General features: G+C 68.9%; 19 protein-coding genes and 1 tRNA gene. 13 read left to right on the top strand and 7 right to left on the bottom strand.

Annotated elements, in window-relative coordinates; all coding sequences use genetic code 11:
- The first annotated feature begins 2 nt into the window (after positions 1 to 2).
- Together BJ971_RS33355 and BJ971_RS33350 are read left to right on the top strand one after the other, a co-directional pair.
- The gene (locus tag BJ971_RS33355) at positions 3 to 1,430 is read left to right on the top strand and encodes an FAD-dependent oxidoreductase (RefSeq protein WP_184997207.1); all 1,428 of its coding nucleotides are present in this window, start codon (positions 3 to 5) and stop codon (positions 1,428 to 1,430) included.
- A 22-nt stretch (positions 1,431 to 1,452) separates the two neighbouring features.
- Complete coding sequence (locus BJ971_RS33350) at positions 1,453 to 2,724, top strand: MFS transporter (RefSeq protein ID WP_203709525.1); 1,272 nt, start codon at positions 1,453 to 1,455, stop codon at positions 2,722 to 2,724.
- An 89-nt stretch (positions 2,725 to 2,813) separates the two neighbouring features.
- On the opposite strand, the gene BJ971_RS33345 is transcribed toward BJ971_RS33350, so the two are convergent.
- Positions 2,814 to 3,740 carry a HEAT repeat domain-containing protein gene (locus tag BJ971_RS33345; protein WP_184997205.1) on the bottom strand — a complete coding sequence of 309 codons (927 nt, stop codon included), beginning with the start codon at positions 3,738 to 3,740 and terminating at the stop codon, positions 2,814 to 2,816.
- 139 nt (positions 3,741 to 3,879) lie between these two features.
- Between BJ971_RS33345 and BJ971_RS33340 the strand changes: the two genes are divergently transcribed.
- The 3 genes from BJ971_RS33340 to BJ971_RS33330 all read left to right on the top strand — a co-directional run bounded on the left by BJ971_RS33340 (position 3,880) and on the right by BJ971_RS33330 (position 6,669).
- Entirely contained in the window at positions 3,880 to 4,137 is a 258-nt protein-coding gene (locus BJ971_RS33340; RefSeq protein ID WP_184997203.1) for a hypothetical protein, read from the top strand.
- A gap of 14 nt (positions 4,138 to 4,151) precedes the next feature.
- On the top strand, positions 4,152 to 4,736 hold the full coding sequence (locus BJ971_RS33335; protein WP_184997200.1) for a hypothetical protein: 585 nt from the start codon (positions 4,152 to 4,154) through the stop codon (positions 4,734 to 4,736).
- A gap of 106 nt (positions 4,737 to 4,842) precedes the next feature.
- Positions 4,843 to 6,669 carry an NAD-binding protein gene (locus BJ971_RS33330; protein WP_184997199.1) on the top strand — a complete coding sequence of 609 codons (1,827 nt, stop codon included), beginning with the start codon at positions 4,843 to 4,845 and terminating at the stop codon, positions 6,667 to 6,669.
- Positions 6,670 to 6,723: 54 nt separating this feature from the next.
- Here BJ971_RS33330 and BJ971_RS33325 read toward each other — a convergent pair whose 3' ends face one another.
- A complete protein-coding gene (locus BJ971_RS33325) occupies positions 6,724 to 8,187 on the bottom strand; it encodes a sulfatase family protein (RefSeq protein WP_184997197.1) in 1,464 nt (487 codons plus the stop codon).
- A gap of 156 nt (positions 8,188 to 8,343) precedes the next feature.
- Here BJ971_RS33325 and BJ971_RS33320 point away from each other — a divergent pair, with 156 nt between their 5' ends.
- Positions 8,344 to 8,643 (top strand): hypothetical protein, encoded by a 300-nt coding sequence (locus tag BJ971_RS33320; protein ID WP_184997195.1) that lies wholly within the window; start codon positions 8,344 to 8,346, stop codon positions 8,641 to 8,643.
- Between the two features lie 111 nt (positions 8,644 to 8,754).
- On the opposite strand, the gene BJ971_RS33315 is transcribed toward BJ971_RS33320, so the two are convergent.
- The 3 genes from BJ971_RS33315 to BJ971_RS33305 form a co-directional block, all read right to left on the bottom strand.
- Complete coding sequence (locus tag BJ971_RS33315; RefSeq protein ID WP_184997193.1) at positions 8,755 to 9,159, bottom strand: DUF3592 domain-containing protein; 405 nt, start codon at positions 9,157 to 9,159, stop codon at positions 8,755 to 8,757.
- Between the two features lie 84 nt (positions 9,160 to 9,243).
- Positions 9,244 to 9,738: a hypothetical protein gene (locus BJ971_RS33310; RefSeq protein ID WP_184997191.1), complete on the bottom strand. Its 495-nt coding sequence runs from the start codon at positions 9,736 to 9,738 to the stop codon at positions 9,244 to 9,246.
- Positions 9,739 to 9,826: 88 nt separating this feature from the next.
- A complete protein-coding gene (locus tag BJ971_RS33305; RefSeq protein ID WP_184997189.1) occupies positions 9,827 to 9,979 on the bottom strand; it encodes a hypothetical protein in 153 nt (50 codons plus the stop codon).
- Positions 9,980 to 10,235: 256 nt separating this feature from the next.
- On the opposite strand from BJ971_RS33305, the gene BJ971_RS33300 reads away from it, so the two are divergent.
- From BJ971_RS33300 to BJ971_RS33290, 3 genes are all read left to right on the top strand, one after another.
- The gene (locus BJ971_RS33300) at positions 10,236 to 10,628 is read left to right on the top strand and encodes an ankyrin repeat domain-containing protein (protein WP_184997187.1); all 393 of its coding nucleotides are present in this window, start codon (positions 10,236 to 10,238) and stop codon (positions 10,626 to 10,628) included.
- Between the two features lie 115 nt (positions 10,629 to 10,743).
- Positions 10,744 to 11,583, top strand: a complete 840-nt coding sequence (locus BJ971_RS33295) for a hypothetical protein (protein ID WP_184997185.1) — start codon at positions 10,744 to 10,746, stop codon at positions 11,581 to 11,583.
- Between the two features lie 348 nt (positions 11,584 to 11,931).
- A complete protein-coding gene (locus tag BJ971_RS33290; RefSeq protein WP_184997183.1) occupies positions 11,932 to 12,417 on the top strand; it encodes a site-specific integrase in 486 nt (161 codons plus the stop codon).
- Positions 12,418 to 12,483: 66 nt separating this feature from the next.
- Here BJ971_RS33290 and BJ971_RS41790 read toward each other — a convergent pair whose 3' ends face one another.
- Complete coding sequence (locus BJ971_RS41790; protein ID WP_239087682.1) at positions 12,484 to 12,837, bottom strand: transposase; 354 nt, start codon at positions 12,835 to 12,837, stop codon at positions 12,484 to 12,486.
- Between the two features lie 219 nt (positions 12,838 to 13,056).
- On the opposite strand from BJ971_RS41790, the gene BJ971_RS33280 reads away from it, so the two are divergent.
- Together BJ971_RS33280 and BJ971_RS33275 are read left to right on the top strand one after the other, a co-directional pair.
- Positions 13,057 to 13,641 (top strand): TetR/AcrR family transcriptional regulator, encoded by a 585-nt coding sequence (locus BJ971_RS33280; RefSeq protein ID WP_203709522.1) that lies wholly within the window; start codon positions 13,057 to 13,059, stop codon positions 13,639 to 13,641.
- A 53-nt stretch (positions 13,642 to 13,694) separates the two neighbouring features.
- The gene (locus tag BJ971_RS33275; RefSeq protein WP_184997181.1) at positions 13,695 to 14,192 is read left to right on the top strand and encodes a tautomerase family protein; all 498 of its coding nucleotides are present in this window, start codon (positions 13,695 to 13,697) and stop codon (positions 14,190 to 14,192) included.
- 1,302 nt (positions 14,193 to 15,494) lie between these two features.
- On the opposite strand, the gene BJ971_RS33270 is transcribed toward BJ971_RS33275, so the two are convergent.
- Positions 15,495 to 15,567, bottom strand: a tRNA-Lys gene (locus BJ971_RS33270).
- Between the two features lie 156 nt (positions 15,568 to 15,723).
- Here BJ971_RS33270 and BJ971_RS33265 point away from each other — a divergent pair.
- Both BJ971_RS33265 and BJ971_RS33260 read left to right on the top strand, forming a co-directional pair.
- The gene (locus BJ971_RS33265) at positions 15,724 to 16,986 is read left to right on the top strand and encodes a L,D-transpeptidase (protein ID WP_184997179.1); all 1,263 of its coding nucleotides are present in this window, start codon (positions 15,724 to 15,726) and stop codon (positions 16,984 to 16,986) included.
- A gap of 217 nt (positions 16,987 to 17,203) precedes the next feature.
- Positions 17,204 to 18,397 carry a L,D-transpeptidase gene (locus tag BJ971_RS33260; RefSeq protein WP_239087689.1) on the top strand — a complete coding sequence of 398 codons (1,194 nt, stop codon included), beginning with the start codon at positions 17,204 to 17,206 and terminating at the stop codon, positions 18,395 to 18,397.
- Positions 18,398 to 18,561 lie beyond the last annotated feature (164 nt).

The following is an 18,561-nucleotide window of genomic DNA, read 5'->3' as shown; positions in this document are numbered from 1 at the left end:
TCATGAGCACCCCACTGGACGGCCTGCCCGTCGTCGTCATCGGCGCCGGGCCGGTCGGCCTCGCCGCCGCCGCGCACCTCGCCGAGCGCGGCATCGCCTACACCGTCCTGGAAGCCGGCGAGACCGCGGCCGCCGCCGTGCGCCAGTGGGGGCACATCCGCGTCTTCTCGCCATGGCGCTACAACATCGACGCCGCCGCCCGGCGACTGCTCGCCGCCGGCGGCTGGGTCGAGCCCGACGCCGACGTCCTGCCGACCGGCGCCCAGCTCGCCGCCGACTACCTCCAGCCCCTGGCGGACCTGCCCGCGCTCAAACCACACGTGCGGTACGGCGCCCGGGTGGTCGCCGTGACCCGGCTCGGCCTCGACCGGGTCCGCACCGCCGGCCGCGACACCACCCCGTTCCTGATCCGCCTCGCCACCGGCGAGGACGTCCTCGCCCGCGCCGTCATCGACGCCGCCGGCACCTGGGACACCCCGAACGTGCTCGGCGCCTCCGGCATCCCCGCACACGGCGAGACCGGCGCGACGGCCTTCCTCGAGCACGCCCTGCCCGACGTTCTCGGCGCCGACCGCGACCGGTTCGCCGGCAAGCGGGTCCTGGTCGTCGGCGCCGGATACTCCGCAGCCAACACCCTGCTGCTGCTCGCCGACCTCGCCGACCAGGCGCCGGGCACCCGGGTCACCTGGGCGATCCGGGCGGCCGGCCCGGCACGCACCTACGGCGGCGGGGCCGCCGACGCGCTCCCCGCCCGCGGCGCCCTCGGCACCGTCCTACGCGAACACGTCGAGGCCGGCCACATCGAACTGATCACCGGCTTCTCTGTCGGCGCGCTCACACCGCGGCCCGACGGAATCGAGGTCTCCGACGGCACTCGCAGCGTGGTGGTCGACCGGATCGTGTCCGCGACCGGGTTCCGCCCCGACCACGGCATCGCCGCCGAACTGCGCCTCGACCTCGACCCGATCATGGGCGCCGGCCGTACCCTCGCACCGCTGATCGACCCGAACGAGCACTCCTGCGGCACCGTGCCACCGCACGGCGTCGACGAGCTCGCCCACCCCGAGCCCGGCTACTACGCCATCGGCGCCAAGTCCTACGGGCGGGCACCCACGTTCCTGCTCGCCACCGGCTACGAGCAGGCCCGCTCGGTCGTCGCCGCCCTCGCGGGGGACTGGCAGGCCGCCCGCGACGTCCAGCTCGACCTGCCCGAAACCGGAGTGTGCAGCAGCAACATCGCGGTGGACGCCGACCGCGTCGACAGCGGTGACGGTGGCTGCTGCACCACACCCGCCGACGAGACCGTCACGGTGCCGGCCGGGCGGGGTCTGGCGACCGGGATCGCCGGCGGGCTGCTGTCCGTACCGCTGACCCTCCAGCCCGTCGCCGCAGCCGGCACCGGTGAGCAGGCCGGCGGCTGCTGCGGCTGACCGGGTGACACGAGGAACAGCGGTGGCCGGGCGCGGTTGGTGGATCGTCGCTGCCCTGGCGGTGACCCAGACCATCGGCTACGGCGTGCTCTACTACGCCTTCGCGGTACTGCTGCAACCGATGGCCGCCGACCTGCACACCTCCGCCACGGCCGTCACCGGCGCGTTGACCGCGTCGGTGCTGGCCGGGGCGGTGATGGCGGTGCCGGTAGGGCGGTGGCTCGACCGTCACGGCGGCCGGGCCCTGATGACCGCCGGATCCGTCGCCGCCACGATCCTGGTCGCCGCCTGGTCCCAGGTGCAGACCGTCGCACAGCTCTACACGGTGCTCATCGGCATCGGGATCTGCGCCGCGATGGTGCTCTACGAACCGGCCCTCGCCGTCGTGGTCTCCTGGTTCGACCCGCGGCGACGCGGCAGGGCCGTCCTCGGGGTCATCGTCGTGGCCGGCTTCGCCAGCACCATCTTCATGCCGCTCACCGGCCTGCTCGCCGACCGGTACGGCTGGCGCACCGCACTCCTGCTGCTTGCCGCGCTGTACGGCGCAGTCGCCGTTCCGCTGCACGCCCTCTCGGTCCGCAGACCACCACGGCCCGCCTCGCAGGCGCGGCAGCCCACGCGCCGCGACCGCGCCGAGGTGGTGCGCGCGGCGATGCGCGATGCCCGGTTCTGGTGGCTGGCCGTCGCGTTCGTCGCGCACGGCGCGGCGATGAGCGCGATGACCGTCCACCTCGTCGGGTTCCTCGTCCACGAAGGCCATCCGGCGACCTTCGCCGCCACGGTCGCCGGGCTGCTCGGCGTGCTGTCGGTGACCGGCCGGCTGCTGCTCACCGGCGCCCAGCGCCGCCTTCGGCTACCGGTGGTGGTCGCGGTCGTCTTCACCGTCCAGGCCGCCGCCGCGCTCAGCCTGCCGATCGTCGGCGCCGGCCGGATCGGCGCGGCACTCGCGGTGGTCGGTTTCGGGATCGGCTTCGGCGTGGCCAGCCTCGTCAAACCCGCGCTGCTGGCCGACCGGTACGGCACCACCGCCTACGCGACGATCGCCGGCATCCTCGCCACCCCCATCACCGTCGCCAAGGCCGTCGCACCCCTCGGCGCGGCCGGCCTGTACGCCGCCGTCGGCTACCCGCCGGTCCTTGCCGTGATCGGCGCGGCCTGCCTCGTCGCGGCCGTCGGGATCGTGGCACGGGCAACCTCCCCCACGCCGGTACCCGCGGATCAGCTGACCGGCGCCGCCGTCCTCGCCGGCAGCAGCGCGGCCGGGACCGACAGCGCATACATCAGTAAGCCGTAGGCCGGCAGCGCGGGTTTGACGAGGCTGGCCGCCTCGGCGACAGGTTGCCACCGCACCCGATCGGGGACCGCCCACCAGCCGTCGACGAGTCAGCCAGCCTTGGCCTGGGCTTCGACTCGCTCTCGTTCGGCGATGGCAGCTTGAATGCGACGGAGCGTGCGCAGGGCCTTCTTCGCCGCGGTGCGAACTTCCCCGTCGAACACGGTCACGCCACGGTCGCCGGCCATCAGCCGCTCCAGCGTCGGTACCGCCCGATCATCGCCTGTCGATCCGAGCGCGACGGCAGCCCAGTACCGTTGATCCGGATCCGTGCTGTCGGCCGCGGCCAGCAGCCGGGGTACCACCTCCGGCGTGAACAGGGCCAGCGTGCTGGCGAGATAGCCGATCCGGGGGAACCGCCGGTGCTCGAACTCGTGCCAGAGCGCATCGAGCGCGGCGTCGCCGCCGATGCGGGCCAGGGCGTCGGCGGTTCGCTGGCGTAGCCAGTCGGCCTGGTCGTTGAGCAGTGGTCGCAGCGAGGGCACGACCGAGGCGTCGCCGAGCCGGGCGAGCGCGGTCACCGTCTCGCCCCGGACGATCCACTGCTGGTGGTCGAGGAGCGTGATGAGCTGTGGCACGGCGGCCCGGATATCCATTGCCGCGCAACCCATCGCAGCCCAAGCCTGACAGTTGTACCGGGTGTCGCCGAGCGCGGCGAGCAACGGCTCCTGCAGTCCGGCGTCCGCGAAGACGGCCGCATGGTTCATCGCCCGCGAATACAGGGACCTGTGAAAATCTCGGTAGTCGCGGACCAGCGTGTGCAGCGCCGCGATGGCCGATTCATCACCGTGCGTCCTGGCCCGGTCGAGCAGCTGGTGCACATGTGCTTCGCGGGTTTCGAGGTCTCCCGAACGAAGGCCCTGCAGGTCAGCGGGATTCACCGCCCGAACATACGCGCCGCCATCCCCACGGCCGAACTCGGCCGTCAGCAGGCGCGTTACCCCGAGCAGGTGGACTCGACGGTCGTTCGTCGCCACGTGAACTGACAACGGCCGAGGCGGCCTCCTGAACGGGATCTGGCAGCGGGGCGGCCGCGCGAGCGATCCCAAGGCGTCCTGACCTGATCCTTACAAACCGCTCGCGGTTCTCTGACAGTTGGTCCCGAAGATCGTCGGCATGAGACGAACCCTCGCCGTCGCGTTGGCGGCCGCCGTGCTGCTGACCGGCGGCTGTGCCCGTCACCCCGCGGCCACCGAATCGGCCCCGACCCAGCGGCCGCCGGTGGACGCTCCCGCTTCACCCTCGCCGCGTGGCACGACCGGCGCGTCGGCCACCACGTCGAGCGCCAAGTCGAACGCCGACGTCGGCGGCCTCCTCGACGAGATCGACCGGCAACTGCACGGCGACGACCAGCCGGCCCAGGACCAGGACTGAGAAAGAGGACACTGATGAGCCGCACCCTGCGTACCGCCGTGGTGACCACCGCCGCGTTCGCCGTCGCCATTGTCGCCGGAGCGCCGGCACAAGCCGCGGAAAGGCCACTCGACAAGGCAAAGACCGTGGTCACCGCCCGGATCGACAAACGCCTCGCCGCGCTTAAGCGTTTCGACACCACGCTGGGCAAGGCCGAGCGGGTCCAGAGCGCACACCGCGCCACGCTGGCCAAACTGATCGACGACCAGACGGCGGGGCTCACCGCCCTGCGTACCAAGGTCGCCGGCGAGACCACCGCGGCCGCGGTGAAGGCCGACGCTCAGAGCATGGTGAACGACTTCCGCGTCTTCATCCTGACCGGTCCGAAGGTCCGGCTCACCGCGGCGATCGACACCGAACTGGCCGTGATCGACAAGCTGGACGACCGCTCGGACGTCGACCAGGCCAAGCTCAAGTCGGTGACGACGTCGGTGAACGGCCAGGTCGACAAGCTGCTGGCAATCCAGCCCGGACCGGACGGCGACGCGATCCGCGCCCAGGTTCAGCCGATCCGCGAGGCGGCCCGCAGCGCACGGACCACGCTGCGATCACTGAAGTGACCGGCCCGGTCCGGGCGGCACGCCGCCCGGACCGGCGCCCACTGGCCCGCGGTGCCAGGGTGACACCGTTAACCTCGCCGACACGGTCGCGGTTGATTCTGCTCCGATGAGTGGTAGCTGTGCGAGCTGGCGTGGACACATCATCGTGTACGGGCTGGACGACGTCGGACTGCGCACGGTCGAACAGCTATACCTCGCCGGCGTCAAGGTCGTCGTCGTCGAGGACGACGCCGATCCGCGGCTGGTGCGGGTGGTACGCGGCTGGGGTGTGCCGGTCGTGATCGGCAGCCCACGGCTCGTCGAGACCCTTGACGAGGCCGGCCTGGGCGGAGCCGTCGCAGTCATCTGCGTGCTCGCCGACGACCTGCACACGATCGAAGCGGCGTTGTTGACGAGAGAGAACCGGCCTGACATTCGCGTCGTGGTGCAGCTCCGCAACCCGGCCGTCGGCCGAGCCCTGTCCGCCCTGTCGATCTCCGTGCTGGACGTGGCGGGTCTGTCCGCACCGTCGCTGGTCGAGTCGTGCCTGCGTACAGGAACGCACGACCTGGACCTCGACGGGCACCCATTCGTGGCCACCCAGGTGGTCGCCGACGTCTCCAGCCGTTTACGCTCCCGCTACGGATCCCTCGCCCCGCTCGCCGTGACCGGCGCCGACGGCGGCGACATGGTGGTGTGCCCCGGCCGCGACCACCGGGTGCGCACCGGCGACCTGGTCACCCTCCTCGGCACCGCCGCCGAACTGGCGCGGGCCGGTCTGCATGGCACTGCCGGCGCCCCGGTACCGGTCCGGTCCGGTCGGCTGCGCAGCAAGTGGCACCTGGCAAGGTCGGTGTTCAGTGCGGTGGACCGCCGCTTGATGTATGCCCTCGCCGGCCTGTTTTTGCTGGCCACGGCCGCGATGGTCGTGCTGCGCCTTGGATACCGGGAACCCGACGGCACCCGGATGAGCGTCCTCGACGCCGCGTACTTCACCGTCGAGACGATCGCGACGGTCGGCTTCGGCGACTTCAACTTCCGCAGTCAGCCACCCTGGCTGCGCGGCTTCGCGATCGCCCTGATGATCCTCGGTGCGCTGCTCGCCACCACGTTCTTCGCCCTGCTGACCAACACGCTGGTCACCATCCGCATCGAGGAGGCGCTCGGCAACCGGCGGCTCAAACAGCTCAACGGCCATGTCGTCGTGGTCGGTCTCGGCTCGGTCGGCGTCCGCGTGGTGGAGCGCCTGGCCGGCACCGGTACGGACGTCGTCGTCATCGAACGCAACGAGAACAACCGGTACGCCACCCAGGTACGCGACAGTGGCGTACCCGTCATCTTCGCCGACGCCACCCTTCCGCAGACCCTGCACCGAGTACAGCTGCCCTCGGCCCGCGCGGTCGCCGTACTCACCAGCGATGACCTGATCAATCTCGAGACCGGCCTGGCCATCCGTGACCAGCTCGGCGAGCAGGGCGCCGACGTGCCGGTGGTACTGCGACTGTTCGACCGCACCCTGGCCGCGACGGTGGAACGCAACTTCGGTCTCGGTCAGGCCCGCTCCACCGCCGCCCTCGCAGCGCCCTGGTTCGTCGGCGCCGCGCTGGGCCTCGATGTCATCGCCACCTTCTACGTCGGCTCGCAACTCATGCTCGTAGGCCGGCTCACGGTCGCCCCTGGCGGCGGACTCGACGGCCTCGCCATGCAGGACCTGTCCGCCCGTACCCGAGTCGTGGCGATCAACCGCGCCGCCGCCGACGGCGCCCTGGAACACCCACCGCGGCGCGATACCCGCTTCGCCGCCGGCGATCAGGCCTACCTGATCGGTCCGTACGAGGAACTACTGCAGGTCCTGCGCCGCGACACGCTTTCGCCCAGCGGACTCGCCGACGTCGCCCGAGCGCGGGCCAAGCCCGACGTGCCTGGCCGCAGGGGCCACCAGGCCAGTATCTGACCAGCTCGCCACCGACTAGACCTCTTCGCTGTTCGTGGGTATGCGCTGTTGGTATTAGCTGACGTGTCCTGCGGTCCAGCAGGATGCATTCGTGTGGCAGTTCTTCAGGGCGTCGAGGTCTGAGTGCAGGGTTGCCTTGCGGGCTGCCGAGAGGCCGGCGTACGTGTTCCGCAGCTGGTACGAGTCGGTGGTGCGGTCGTAGTATTCGCGTTCGCCGTTGTCGTATTCCACATAGGTGTACGTCGCTGTGCGCAGTGCCTCATAGGTGGTCGGCATGCCGTTGCGGGCGTCTTGGACGTCGGGGTCGTCGGGGCTGGCGCCCGGGCCATGGTGCTCGATGAGTGAGCCGGTGCGCCACGGGGCAGTCGGCCCGCCGGTGACCAGTGTCAGCAGGGAGCGGCCGTCGACGTCGCCGGCGACCGCAGCGCCGCCCACGCGCTCGAACGTGGGGGCCAGATCGATGTTCTGCACGATCTGCGGGCGGCTGATGCCACTGGGCACGTTCGGGCCCGCGATCACCAGTGGCACGACCACGTCATGGTCGAACGCCGTCTGTTTGCCTTCCACCAAGCGGTGGTCGCCCATGTGGAAGCCGTTGTCGGAGCTGAATACGACGTACGTGTTGTCGGCGACCCCCGAATCGACGAGCTGCTGACGCAGTCCGTCGATCATGCGATCGACGGCCTGTACGGCTTGCGCCCGCTTCCGGTAGTCGATGTCGATCTTTTGAATCTCGGCAGCGGTGAGTGGACCGTTGCCTGCCAGCCAGGTCGGCGCGTTCGTCGGAAGGGTGTCCCAGGCGGGTGTACGCGGAGCGGTCAGGCCGGGAAACTTGTCGAGGTCCTGGCGAGCTGGAGTGAATGGGCCGTGCGGTGCGAACGTGGAAATCTCCACCAGGAACGGCTTGTGCGACGCGGCCGCGCGCTGAATGAACGACTTGCCCTTGGCGCTCACGACGTCGGTGAGGTAGTCGGCGTCAGTGTTTCCGTAGTGCACGAGCGTGCCGTTCTCGTTCAGGTTGTAGTTGTATTCGCCGTAGGCGTTGCCGGCGCCGTACCACTCGGTCCAGCCCGGCGGCGTGTAGAGATCTTTGGGGAGGTACCCGTTGAGGTACTTGCCCATGAACGCGGTGGTGTAGCCCTGGGCCTGCAGGGCCGTGGCGAAGGTTCGCGACTCGTTGCCACGGTTGCGGAAGACCGCGAAGCCGCCGTCGGGACTCTCGTTGGTGAAGACTCCAGTGTCGTGCGGGAACTTCCCGGTGAAGATCGACGAGCGGGATGGGCAGCACAGCGAGTCGGTAACGGTGTAGTTGGTGAACGTCGTGCCGTCGCTCTGCAGCCGCTGTACGTTCGGCATGTGCTGCACCAGATTCCACGCCAGGTCGTCGACCAGGACGAACACAATGTTCGGCGGAGTGGTGGAGGCCGCCGCGGGGGCTGGTGACGTGCCGGCGGAGGCGACGAGACCGGCGGTGGCGGCGAGAGCGGCTGTGGCCAGGGCGGCCGGTAATTTACGCATGCCATCCACCATCGCTGATGGATGGCGGCGACCGGCCGAGTGGCTTGTTCGAACTCTGTAAATATTATAGGCAAAGTAGAGTTTGGCGGCCGGCGAGTCTGCTCCGTCCTACGGGAGCGCCGAGCTTGCGATGTCGAAAAGAATGGCTGAAAGACTATGCCGCAGGTTCTGGTACAACTGCTGGACGCTAACGCAAACGATCGCTTGGCGGCCGCCATCTCCGCACGCAGCTTGGGCGTCAAGGGGGATGACGGCGTGACCGTCAATCCCCTGAGCATGGCCGCATGCTTCGAGGTCGGCGCAGCCGTGGCGGACTTCCTACGCTCGGACGGTGGCGTCTACAAGGTGCACATCGACGGGCCTGGAGCCGAGACCACCATCCATCGCTTCAAGGCAGGCGAAGACATCGCTGACACCATCTCTCGATACGTCGCCAGCTGTGCCGGATTTCAGTAGCCTGGCGAAACGATGTCCGTAGCGCTACTGGGGCCGCCGGGAGCCGGCGTTCAACGTGAAGTCCCCGACGGGCTCGATCGCGGCCGTCGGGCATCCTCGGGAGATCGGCGGTCATGCGAGCGCGAACCACGTGACGGCGGCACCGACCGCGGCGAACACCGCGCTGACGGCGAGGATGAACAGCCCGTTGGACACGCCGCCGTGCGCGCCGGCGGCGATGACCGCGTCGGTGACATCGTGAGGGTTGTACCGAATGGCGACCTGGGTGCCTCGATGACCGCCGGAGTTTGACCCGTAGCGGTTCCAGAACGTCACCGGCCCGTGCGGGCCCTCGAAGCGCACCAGCAGGCGAAGGATCACCTCGTCGGCCTGCGAGTCGTTGCGTGAGTCGACCACGGTGCCGATGGTGCGCACCCACGACCGGGCGTGCCGTGCCGCGGTCGCCAACGTCGTCACCGCGTACGCGATGCCCGCGAGGCCCGCAAGCAGGCAGACCGGCCCAAGCAGCTTGTCCATCCGTCTGCCCTTCCGTCGAGTCCGGCAACGTTGGTGCGGTGACCAAAACGATCACCGGGTGGCACCCTTCGTCCTCGGGGCGCCCTACGCGGCTCGGGCGCCGCTTCGAAGCAGCCGGTCGGTGAGCTCTCGGGCCCGCCGGGCCTCCCGGAATTTCTTTGCGTCGTTGCCGAGGAACCGGTTGAGCTTCCGGTCCGAGACGACCAGCCGCCAGGGGCCGGAACCGGCGATATCGATGTCGAGGTGCGGCTGGCTCAGCCCCCAGGCGCTGCCGGTGCCGAGCACGGTGATCGACCCGATCGGGGCGGCCCAGGACTCACCCTGATCCGGGTTCCAGCGAAGCTGACCATCGGCAACGGACAACCGCCCGTAGAGCCGCGAATCGAAATTTCCCCTGACGAGCAGGCCCGACGTCGGACGGGACACCCGGGCGTGCAGGGTCACCGGCTGCGCCGGATCCGACGGCAGCGGGCTTCGGCTACCGCTGTTGAAGGTGAGGACCAGTGCCGTCACCACCAGGCCGATGACCACGGCGGCGCCCAGCGGAACCAGGACGAAGAGCAGCGCCATGGTATCCATCCCTACTCCTTCCCTCCGACGTCCCGGCCAGCCTAGACGCCTTGATCAACTGCCCGGCAAGCCGAGTGTTCGGGTCCTGGACCCGCGATCACACCGATCGGTGGCTGCGGCGCGGGCGGCCCTGTTGGGGTTGCGGACAGGACGGGCCGAGAGCGGTGAAGAACTCCTCGAAGGCGGCCTTGGAGCGTTGGTTGCCGACCCAGACGACGTTGCCGGTGTCGTGGCCGGCCAAGACGGTCACACGAACGCGCAGGCATGGGCAGCACACGCTTCGGCGACAACTCCTGGAAGAACGAGCCCGGACCTCGTCGCTCGCGAAGGGTCGTGACCACCTCATCGGAGGCGACCACACCACCTGGCGCGCCGCCATCAGGCAGCGAATCCTGCCCGAGTTCGTAGAGATCGCAGCGCTGCTGCCGGCACGCTCGTAGCCGATGTGCGCGCATCAGAGCATGGCATGATCCGTGCCGTGCCAGCCGACCGGGGAGCGATGATCGATGGTTGACCAGGCGGGCCGGACCGACCTGCACTACGCCGCTCTGGAGAACGACGTCACGGCTACTGTGCGGCATCTGGCGGCCGGCGTCGACCCGAACGCCGCGGACACTCAGGGCTTCCGGCCGTTGCATCTGGCCGCCCAGCAGAATGCCGCCGAGGCGGCGACGGTACTGCTGGAGGCCGGCGCTGAGGTAGACACAGTGAACCGGCACGGCAACACGCCACTGTTCACGGCCGTGTTCAACTGCCGCGGCGAGGGAGCGATGATCATCTTGCTGCGGGAGCACGGGGCAGACCCGTTCGCGGAGAACGCACACGGTCAAACACCGGTAGGACTGGCCCGCCTCATCGCCAACTACCCCGTCGCCGCCTTCTTCGAAGACCTGGACTGACCCCCTTCACGAGCTTGAAGAAGGGAAAGCTCGACGCTTCCGGAGTGACTAAGCCCGGCAATGCTTCCGGTGTACGAGAAGTGAGAACACACGGCCAACACCACCAGGGGTGCTGATGAACGGCGCTGATCTCGCGCGGGCGGGACGACTGATCTACGAAATCGTCGTCGAGTTCACCGACGAGATGGCCGGGCCACCGACCCTGGCCGAGCTGTTGGAGATCATCAGCTCGGGGATGGCTGACGGCGGGCACCCGCCCAAGCTCGACGCCGTACTCCGGGATGGCCGCCGCCCAGCCAAATCGGGCCGGCCGTCCAGGGCCGGCGACCTCAACGACGCGGTATTCGTCCTCGCGGCAAATCTGCTCGCCGGTCTCACATCGGCTTCAGACGGCCGACCCGATACAGTCTCCGCTGCCCTCGTGACAGCGCTCCACGATGCCGGCGTCATCCTCGCCGACGCGACAGCAGAGGACGTCACCGCGATCACCACCGCATCTCGGCAGCCAAGCCGTAAGTATCGGATCGGTGATCTGGTCGCGTTGCAGGCGACGGGTGGCGGCTTCCACGTCGCGGTCGTCGCGGCCCGGAACCGATTCGGGACGGCGATCGCCGTCGTCAAGGGCGTTCAGCCCACCGATGCCGCGCCCGCTGGCCCGGTCGTCATCGAGCGGAACTACTACACCGACGACCAAGGCCTACACGACGGCGGCTGGTTCCTTCTCGGGCACGATGACAGCCTGATCCCGGCGGCCGAACCTGAGTTCTACTACGCACCCGTTCCGTGGGACCCGGACGAGGCAGGCGAATACGGACTGGCCGAGTCACCGGGCGGCGCCACGCGCCTGCTCAGCGCCGAGGAGGCCGCAGCCGTTGGCGTTGACCAACCCGGCTTCACCCAAGTCTGGGGCGAGAAGGAACTCGCCGATCACCTCAACAGTCGCCGCACCGGCTGACCCGGCCCCGACCCTGGCACAGGCTCAAGACGCAGGGCTTCACCCGACCTGGGAGAGCGGTCCACCAGTCGTCGGCCAGTCATCGTCGAGGTATCCGATCGAGGGCGAGAGGGCGACGATGAGTGTTGGTGGAGGTGTCAAACGGTGCGGGTGTAGGTCATCGAGTACGGGTCGGCTTCTGAATTCGAGCTGTCCGGGGTTGCCGGAACGCAGCCATGGAAGCTGATACTTCCTACGCTTCGTCGCCCGGGACCGGCTTTCGGTGATGTGGTGGCTGATCGCCCTGCGCGGGGCTGCGTGGGGGTGAGGCCGCCGGGCTCCGATGCGGACCTCGACGCCGGATTCGCGATGATCGAGCAGCAGCACATCGCCAACGGCCACCTGATCACGGTCGGCCCGCCGAAGACGGCTCCGAGTCGGCTGCTGCGCGAGCATCGCCGCCGGCAACGCGCCGAGCAACGAACGCCGGGGGACACCTGGCAGGACAGCGGCTACGTGTTCATCACCGAGGACGGGGCGCCGCTGCACCCGGACTACCTGACCCGCCGCCACCTGGTCCTCGAGTCCGGGCTGCCACCGGTTCGGCTGCACGACCTGCGTCACGGTGCGGCCAGCCCGGCGCACTGTGCAGACGTCGATCTCAAGACCGTGCAGGGCCGTGCTCACCGCCGACACCTGCACCCGCGTCCTGACCGACCTGCTGGCCTGCCCGGCGGAAGCCACCGCCCGGCTCGTCCTCGCCGCCGCTGCCCGCGATCCCGGACGTCACCGGCGCGGCAACGACCACCCGCCGAAATCCGTTGGGCGGGTGTCGAAACGGCCCAGCCGAGATGACCCGCGACCAGGCCGTCCGGCCACCGCAGGAGTCGATGATCCGCGGGGCCAACGTACCAATGATGATCACAAAGGACCGCACTGGCGATGACGAAGTACGGCTACACCCTCTGCGCATTTCGTGTGCACCCTCACGGCGGAGGCTCCGTACCGCTCGGAGCGTTCGATGGAAGTGCCGATGCCCTGCCGGTCCTTTATGGCATTCTGCGCGGGTTGATGGCGATGGGGGGCCCGGTTGATGCGTCGGTTCCCGGCCCGCGACAGCCGGTGCCGGTTCTGATCTCCGGACGAGGCGTCGATCGGGGCGGTGCCGTTCCAGGACGCGAAGTGTGCCCGGCTGGCGAAGCGGTCGATGTCACCGATGTCGCCGATCTCTGCGCCACTACCCGTCGCAGAGGCTTCGCGGGTTACCTGGGTCATCGTCCGCCCGGTGGTGGCGGAGAGGCCACTGGGCAGACCGGATCCAGGATCGCCTTGCGGCGATGTGATGGCTGATTGCACTGCGGGTCTGCGCCGGTGTGAGGCCGCCGGGCTGCGCTGGATGGATGTGGCCCCGGACGTAAGCGTGTTGGTGGTCGAGCAGCAGCGCATAACTGCCTCCTTGCAGGCAGAATATGGTATCTGCTATATTCCATAACCATGGCGATGAAGGCGACACCGATGCCCCGGGGCAAGATCAGCAGTCGGGAGCGGATGGTCAACAGCGCGGTGAAGCTGCTGGCCACCCGAGGCGCGGCGGGTACCACGATCGATGGTGTTCTCGCCGACAGCGCAGCGCCGCGGGGGTCGGTCTACCACCACTTTCCGGGTGGCCGGGAGGAGCTGATCACCGCAGCGGCCCGCGTCGCCGGTCAGCGCATGTCAGCGTTCCTCCAGTCGGACGACGGCCCGCTACACCCACGGGAGGCACTCGCACACCTGGGCGAGTTCTTTCGGTCGCTGCTGACTACCAGCGACTACCGCACGGGCTGCCCACTCGTCGGGCTCACCGTCGACGGCAGCGACCAGATGCCCGCCGCCTCCGAGATCGCCCGCGAGGTGTTCATCGGCTGGCAGGAGCAATACCGCGACCTACTGGCCGCGCACGACGTCCCGCAACCGCGAGCGGCGACACTCGCCACCCTCACCGTCGCCGCCATCGAGGGCGCGGTGATCCTGGCCCGCGCCCAGCGCAGCACCGCGCCACTGGACGACGTCATCGCCGAACTGACCGCGCAGCTCTGAACCGCACCACCCGACCCGCCAGCACATCTGTGCACCCTTCGAAGGAGACACGTATGCCCATGCTCGACGTCTACATCCCCGCCGGCGCGCTCGACCCGGACGCCGAACACATTCTGATGGACGAGCTGACCTCGATCCTGTTGCGCGCCGAAGGCGCCGACCCGTCGAACGTCTTCGTGCGCCAGATCTCCTGGGCCTTCCTGCACCGGACCGAGGTCTTCGTCGGCGGCGCCATCCCCGACAAGCCCCACTACCGAGTCATCGCCCGGGTGCCGGAGGGGCAGCTCAATGGCGCCGCCAAGAAGCAGCAGCTCATCTCGGAGGTTACCGACGCATTCGCGCGCGCCGAAGGCTCCGGGGACAAGAACGCCCATCAGCGGGTGTGGGTCTTCCCGCTGGAGATCCCCGAAGGACACTGGGGCGCGTCCGGCGGCGCCCAAGGACTCGCCGACATTCTGAGCGCGGCCATCGGCGACGCCGACAAGGCCCGCCACGTCGCGGAACACCGCATCACCCAGAGCCGCCAGGAACGAGGCATCCGCACCGCCTGAACACCCGCCAGGCCCCGACCAGTGACTGGCGGCCGGCGCAAACCGGCGGTGAACCGCCTCAACAAACGGCGACCCGCAGGTTCGAACCTGCCACGCCCACCGGATGGGACCAGAGTGGAACCCTGGTCCCATCCGCCTGCTATACCGGGCCGCCTTCTAAGACTCACCTCGGTCGACCGCTGCGAACCGTGATTCGCCGCCTCCAGGTGGCACTGACCGTTGACAGCGCGCGGACTGGACCTGTGCACAGACTCCGGTGTCATCCTGCATGGGTGATGTCGACATACTGGAACGACAGCGAGTCGGCGAAACGCGGCAGCATTACCAGGACGGGTGCCCTCCGGGGCGGCGTTCGGCAAGAACACCAGCTCCAGCGGCCGAGCCTCGCGCCGGGCGCATCAACGATGTCGCGCCACCGCTGGTGGCCGCATTCCTCCAGGCCAGTAGGCGACTTGGACACAGAGGGCCAAACGTCTCACTGGCCCGTCGCGAATCGCTGATCCCGGCGGCGCTATGCGGCTGGGCCGATGGTCCGGAAACTGGTGCCCGCCGGCCTGGCTGCGACTTCACCGCGCGCACCCGGCCCGTGGCCTCAGGATCGCACGCCCCCCACCGGGAAGCCGCTGAACCTGCCGAATCCACCCCGAGACCCGCCTCCAACGATCTAGTGATCTTTCGCGGTCAGGGATACGCGGCTGAGCAAGCACTGTCTTCGTCAATCAGCTCGAGCGCGGAGTGTTCATCGCATCTTGGCAGGGCGACGGCCCGCAACGCCGGGTCATACGTTGACGTCCCGGGTTCGCGTCAAGAGATCCTTGGTTGGGCCAGCCGCTGCCGCGCCGTGCGGTGTTCCTCGCCTTCGACCCGCAGCGCGACGACTTCATCGCATTCGCGGGTGAACGCAGGCCAGATCACCGACCCTCCGATCTGAGGCTTCGTAGTGCTTCAGCCGGCGTCGAACTGGACCCGCTAGGCACCTACATGCCGGAGTGCGATTCCGCAGCGCGGCCCGCGGCTCATCCACGGTGGGTATCAGCGGTCTTCCCCGCCCAACGGTGCGCTCTTCGACACCAGCTCTGCAACGAGCCCACAAGGGCGCAAAGGCGATGGAACCGGGCGGCGACGTTGGCCGTGTCGGCAGGTGAGCTGGATCACCGGCTGGCCGCTATGACGGCGGATGCTGGCCCCTGTCGCCAGGTGTCAGCATCTCCAGATCACACGTGGATCACGCAATCGTCCACAAGGGACAAAAAAATGGCCCCGGCCAGACAAAGAACGCCTGGTCGGGGCCATGATCACAAGTGCGCCGCGTAGGACTTGAACCTACAACCCGCGGATTAAGAGTCCGCTGCTCTGCCAGTTGAGCTAGCGGCGCTCGCTGACAACGCAGAAACATTAACACGGGCTCCCGGGCGTCCTGAAATCGGGCCGTCGACATGATCGTCGGAGCTAAACCCGCCCTGCGGATGACACCGGATGTTGCGTGGATAGGGCAGGATGTGCCAGCCGGAACGTGAGAACGGGGCACAGAATGGTCAGCATGCGGCGCTCGGTCGTGGCGGTTGTGGCGTTGGCGGTGGTCACGCCGCTGGCGCTGGCTGCCTGCGGAGATGGGGACGAACCCACCGCCGCCTGGGTGGGTGCGGGTGCCTCGCAGGCTCCGCCGTCCGCCGGGGTCGTGCCCGAGTCCGCCTCGACCGCCGGTGCGCTGTCACTCAGTGTGACGCCTGCCACGGGCAAGAAGGACGTGCCGATCAGCGCTGAGATCGGTTTCACGGTCTCCGGTGGCAATGTGACCACCGTCGCGCTCAAGGATGCCTCCGGCAAGGCCGTCGACGGCGCGCTTCGTGACGACGGTTCCGCCTGGGTGCCCAGCAAGCCCCTCAAGACCAGCAAGCGGTACGACGCGACGGTCACCGCCGTCGACGCCGCCGGGCAGGCCAAGACGGCCTCCACCAGCTTCACCACCATGGGACGGCCGGGCAAGGAGACGGGTACCGGGCTCTACCTCTTCGACGATCACACGTACGGCGTGGCCATGCCGGTCGTCGTCGAGTTCAACCCCGGCATCAAGAAGAAGGACCGGGCCGCCGTACAGAAGCGGATGTTCGTCAAGACCGAGCCGGCGCAGCCCGGTGTCTGGTCGTGGACCGCGAGCGGCACACAGGCCTACTACCGCGCACCGGACTACTGGACGGCCGGCACCAAGCTCAGCGTGCGCATCGCCGTCGGCGGCCTGCCCACCGGCGGTGGGCGCTACGGCGACCAGGACCGGGGCGCGGTTGCCAAGATCGGTCGCAGCTTCGTCATGAAGGTCGAGAACAAGACCAAGAAGATGACCGTCGTGCAGGACGGCAAGACGATCCGCACGATTCCGGTAAGCCTCGGCAAGTCCAGCACGCCCTCGTCGAGCGGCACCATGGTCGTGATGGAGAAGAAGGCGTCCACCGTCTTCGACACCACCGCCGAGCTCGGGCCGGACGACGGCTACCGGACCGAGATCGAGTACGCCCAGCGCATCACCTGGAGCGGCCAGTACATCCACTCGGCACCGTGGTCGGTCGGCTCGCAGGGCCGCCGGAATGTGTCACACGGGTGTGTCAACGTGTCCCCGTCGAACGCCCGCTGGCTGTTCGACAAGACCCTGATCGGGGATCCGATCACCGTTCGGGGTACTGGGGACAAGTTGGCCGCCGGCAACGGCTGGACGGCGTGGGACCTGAGCTGGAAGGACTTCGTGAAGGGCAGCGCCCTGCCGGTGCCCGCAGACCTGGCGGCCCGGGCCACCGCCTGACCTCGGCACGCAGCGTGATTCTCAGCACCTATCCAGGTGCGGCCCCCCTCTCCAGGGGTCGCGGCACGAATCCGGGATTGGTGGCCCGGCATTCATGGAGGAAGATTGGCGCCTGGACGACGGCGCGCTGAGAGGGATCATGGGACTTCGTGGAGAACGGTCCGTGGACGTGGTGACGCTCCGTCAGGCCCGCCTGGCCGGGCGGCGGCCGTGGCGGATGGCCGCGGCGGCGCTGGTGGCCGCGAGTGTGCTGGTCACCGCCGGGTGCAGCGGCGACAAGGGCGACTCGCCCTCGTGGCAGGGTGGCGCCGGCGGTGACGGCAAGACCGCTTCGGAATCTCCCTCCCCGCAGCCGACGCTGAGCACGGTGGCGGTCACGTCGCCGGCCGCGGACGCCAAGGACGTCGTCGCCTCGACCGAGATCAAGTACGACTCCGAGGACGCCGAGAACACCTCCGTCGAGGTCAAGGACGCCGACGGCGCCGAGGTCACCGGCGTGCTCGACAAGGACGAGAAGGTCTTCCGGCCGGCCAAGGCGCTGGGCTGGGGCAAGACCTACACGGTGACGGTCACCGGCACACCCTCGGGCGACAAGGGCGGCAGCGCGAGCAGCACCTTCACGGTGATGAAGAAGCCGTCGAAGCTGGTGCGGGTGACGAGCTTCCTCGGTGACGGCCAGACGGTCGGCGTCGGCATGCCGCTGATCGTCAGGTTCGGACGCTCGGTCCCGGCCAAGTACCGCGGCGAAGTCCAGCGCCGCATGGTGGTGACCGCGTCGCCGGTCCAGGAGGGCATCTGGCACTGGGTCAGCCCGACCGAGGTGCACTACCGCCCGAAGACCTACTGGCAGGCCCACACCAAGATCCTCTACAAGGTGCAGCTCGCCGGCGTGCCGATGGGCGACGGCTGGTACGGCCGCACCGACATGACCGTGGACATCAAGACCGGCCGTGCGCTGGTGATGACGGTCTCCAACAAGACCAAGAAGATGACCGTCAAGCAGGACGGCAAGGTCATTAAGACCATCCCGGTCAGCCTCGGCAAGAAGAGCACCCCGTCGTCGAGCGGCACGATGGTCGTCATCGAGAAGAAGGCGCACACGGTCTTCGACACGCTGGCGGAGCTCGGCCCCGAGGAGGGCTACCGCACCAAGATCGACTATGCACAGCGGATCACCTGGAGCGGCCAGTTCATCCACGCCGCGCCGTGGTCCGAGGGTGTGCAGGGCCGGGCCAACGTCTCGCACGGCTGCGTGAACGTCTCGATGGCCAACGGCAAGTGGCTGTTCGGCCGCACGATGCTCGGCGACCCGATCACGGTCAGCGGCACCGGGGACAAGCTGAAGAACGGCAACGGCTGGACCGACTGGAACATGAGCTGGGACGAGTACAAGAAGGGCAGCGCGATCTGATCGCGACGCGAACCGCGTAACGCGGGCCGGCCGGTCTCCGGCCGGCCCGCACACGTTTCACCAGCACGAATCCGGTACTCCGCCCGCCGAGCCAAGAGCCTGCGGCAGCCGGGCCAGATCGCCCGCGCGGATCGCTCGCCGGTACTCAGCGCTCGCGGCGAACC

Source organism: Amorphoplanes digitatis, assembly GCF_014205335.1.
In the GTDB taxonomy this organism is placed as follows: Bacteria; Actinomycetota; Actinomycetes; order Mycobacteriales; family Micromonosporaceae; genus Actinoplanes; species Actinoplanes digitatus.
Note: the sequence above shows the minus strand (reverse complement) of the source record. Positions and strands in the feature narration are given on the sequence as shown.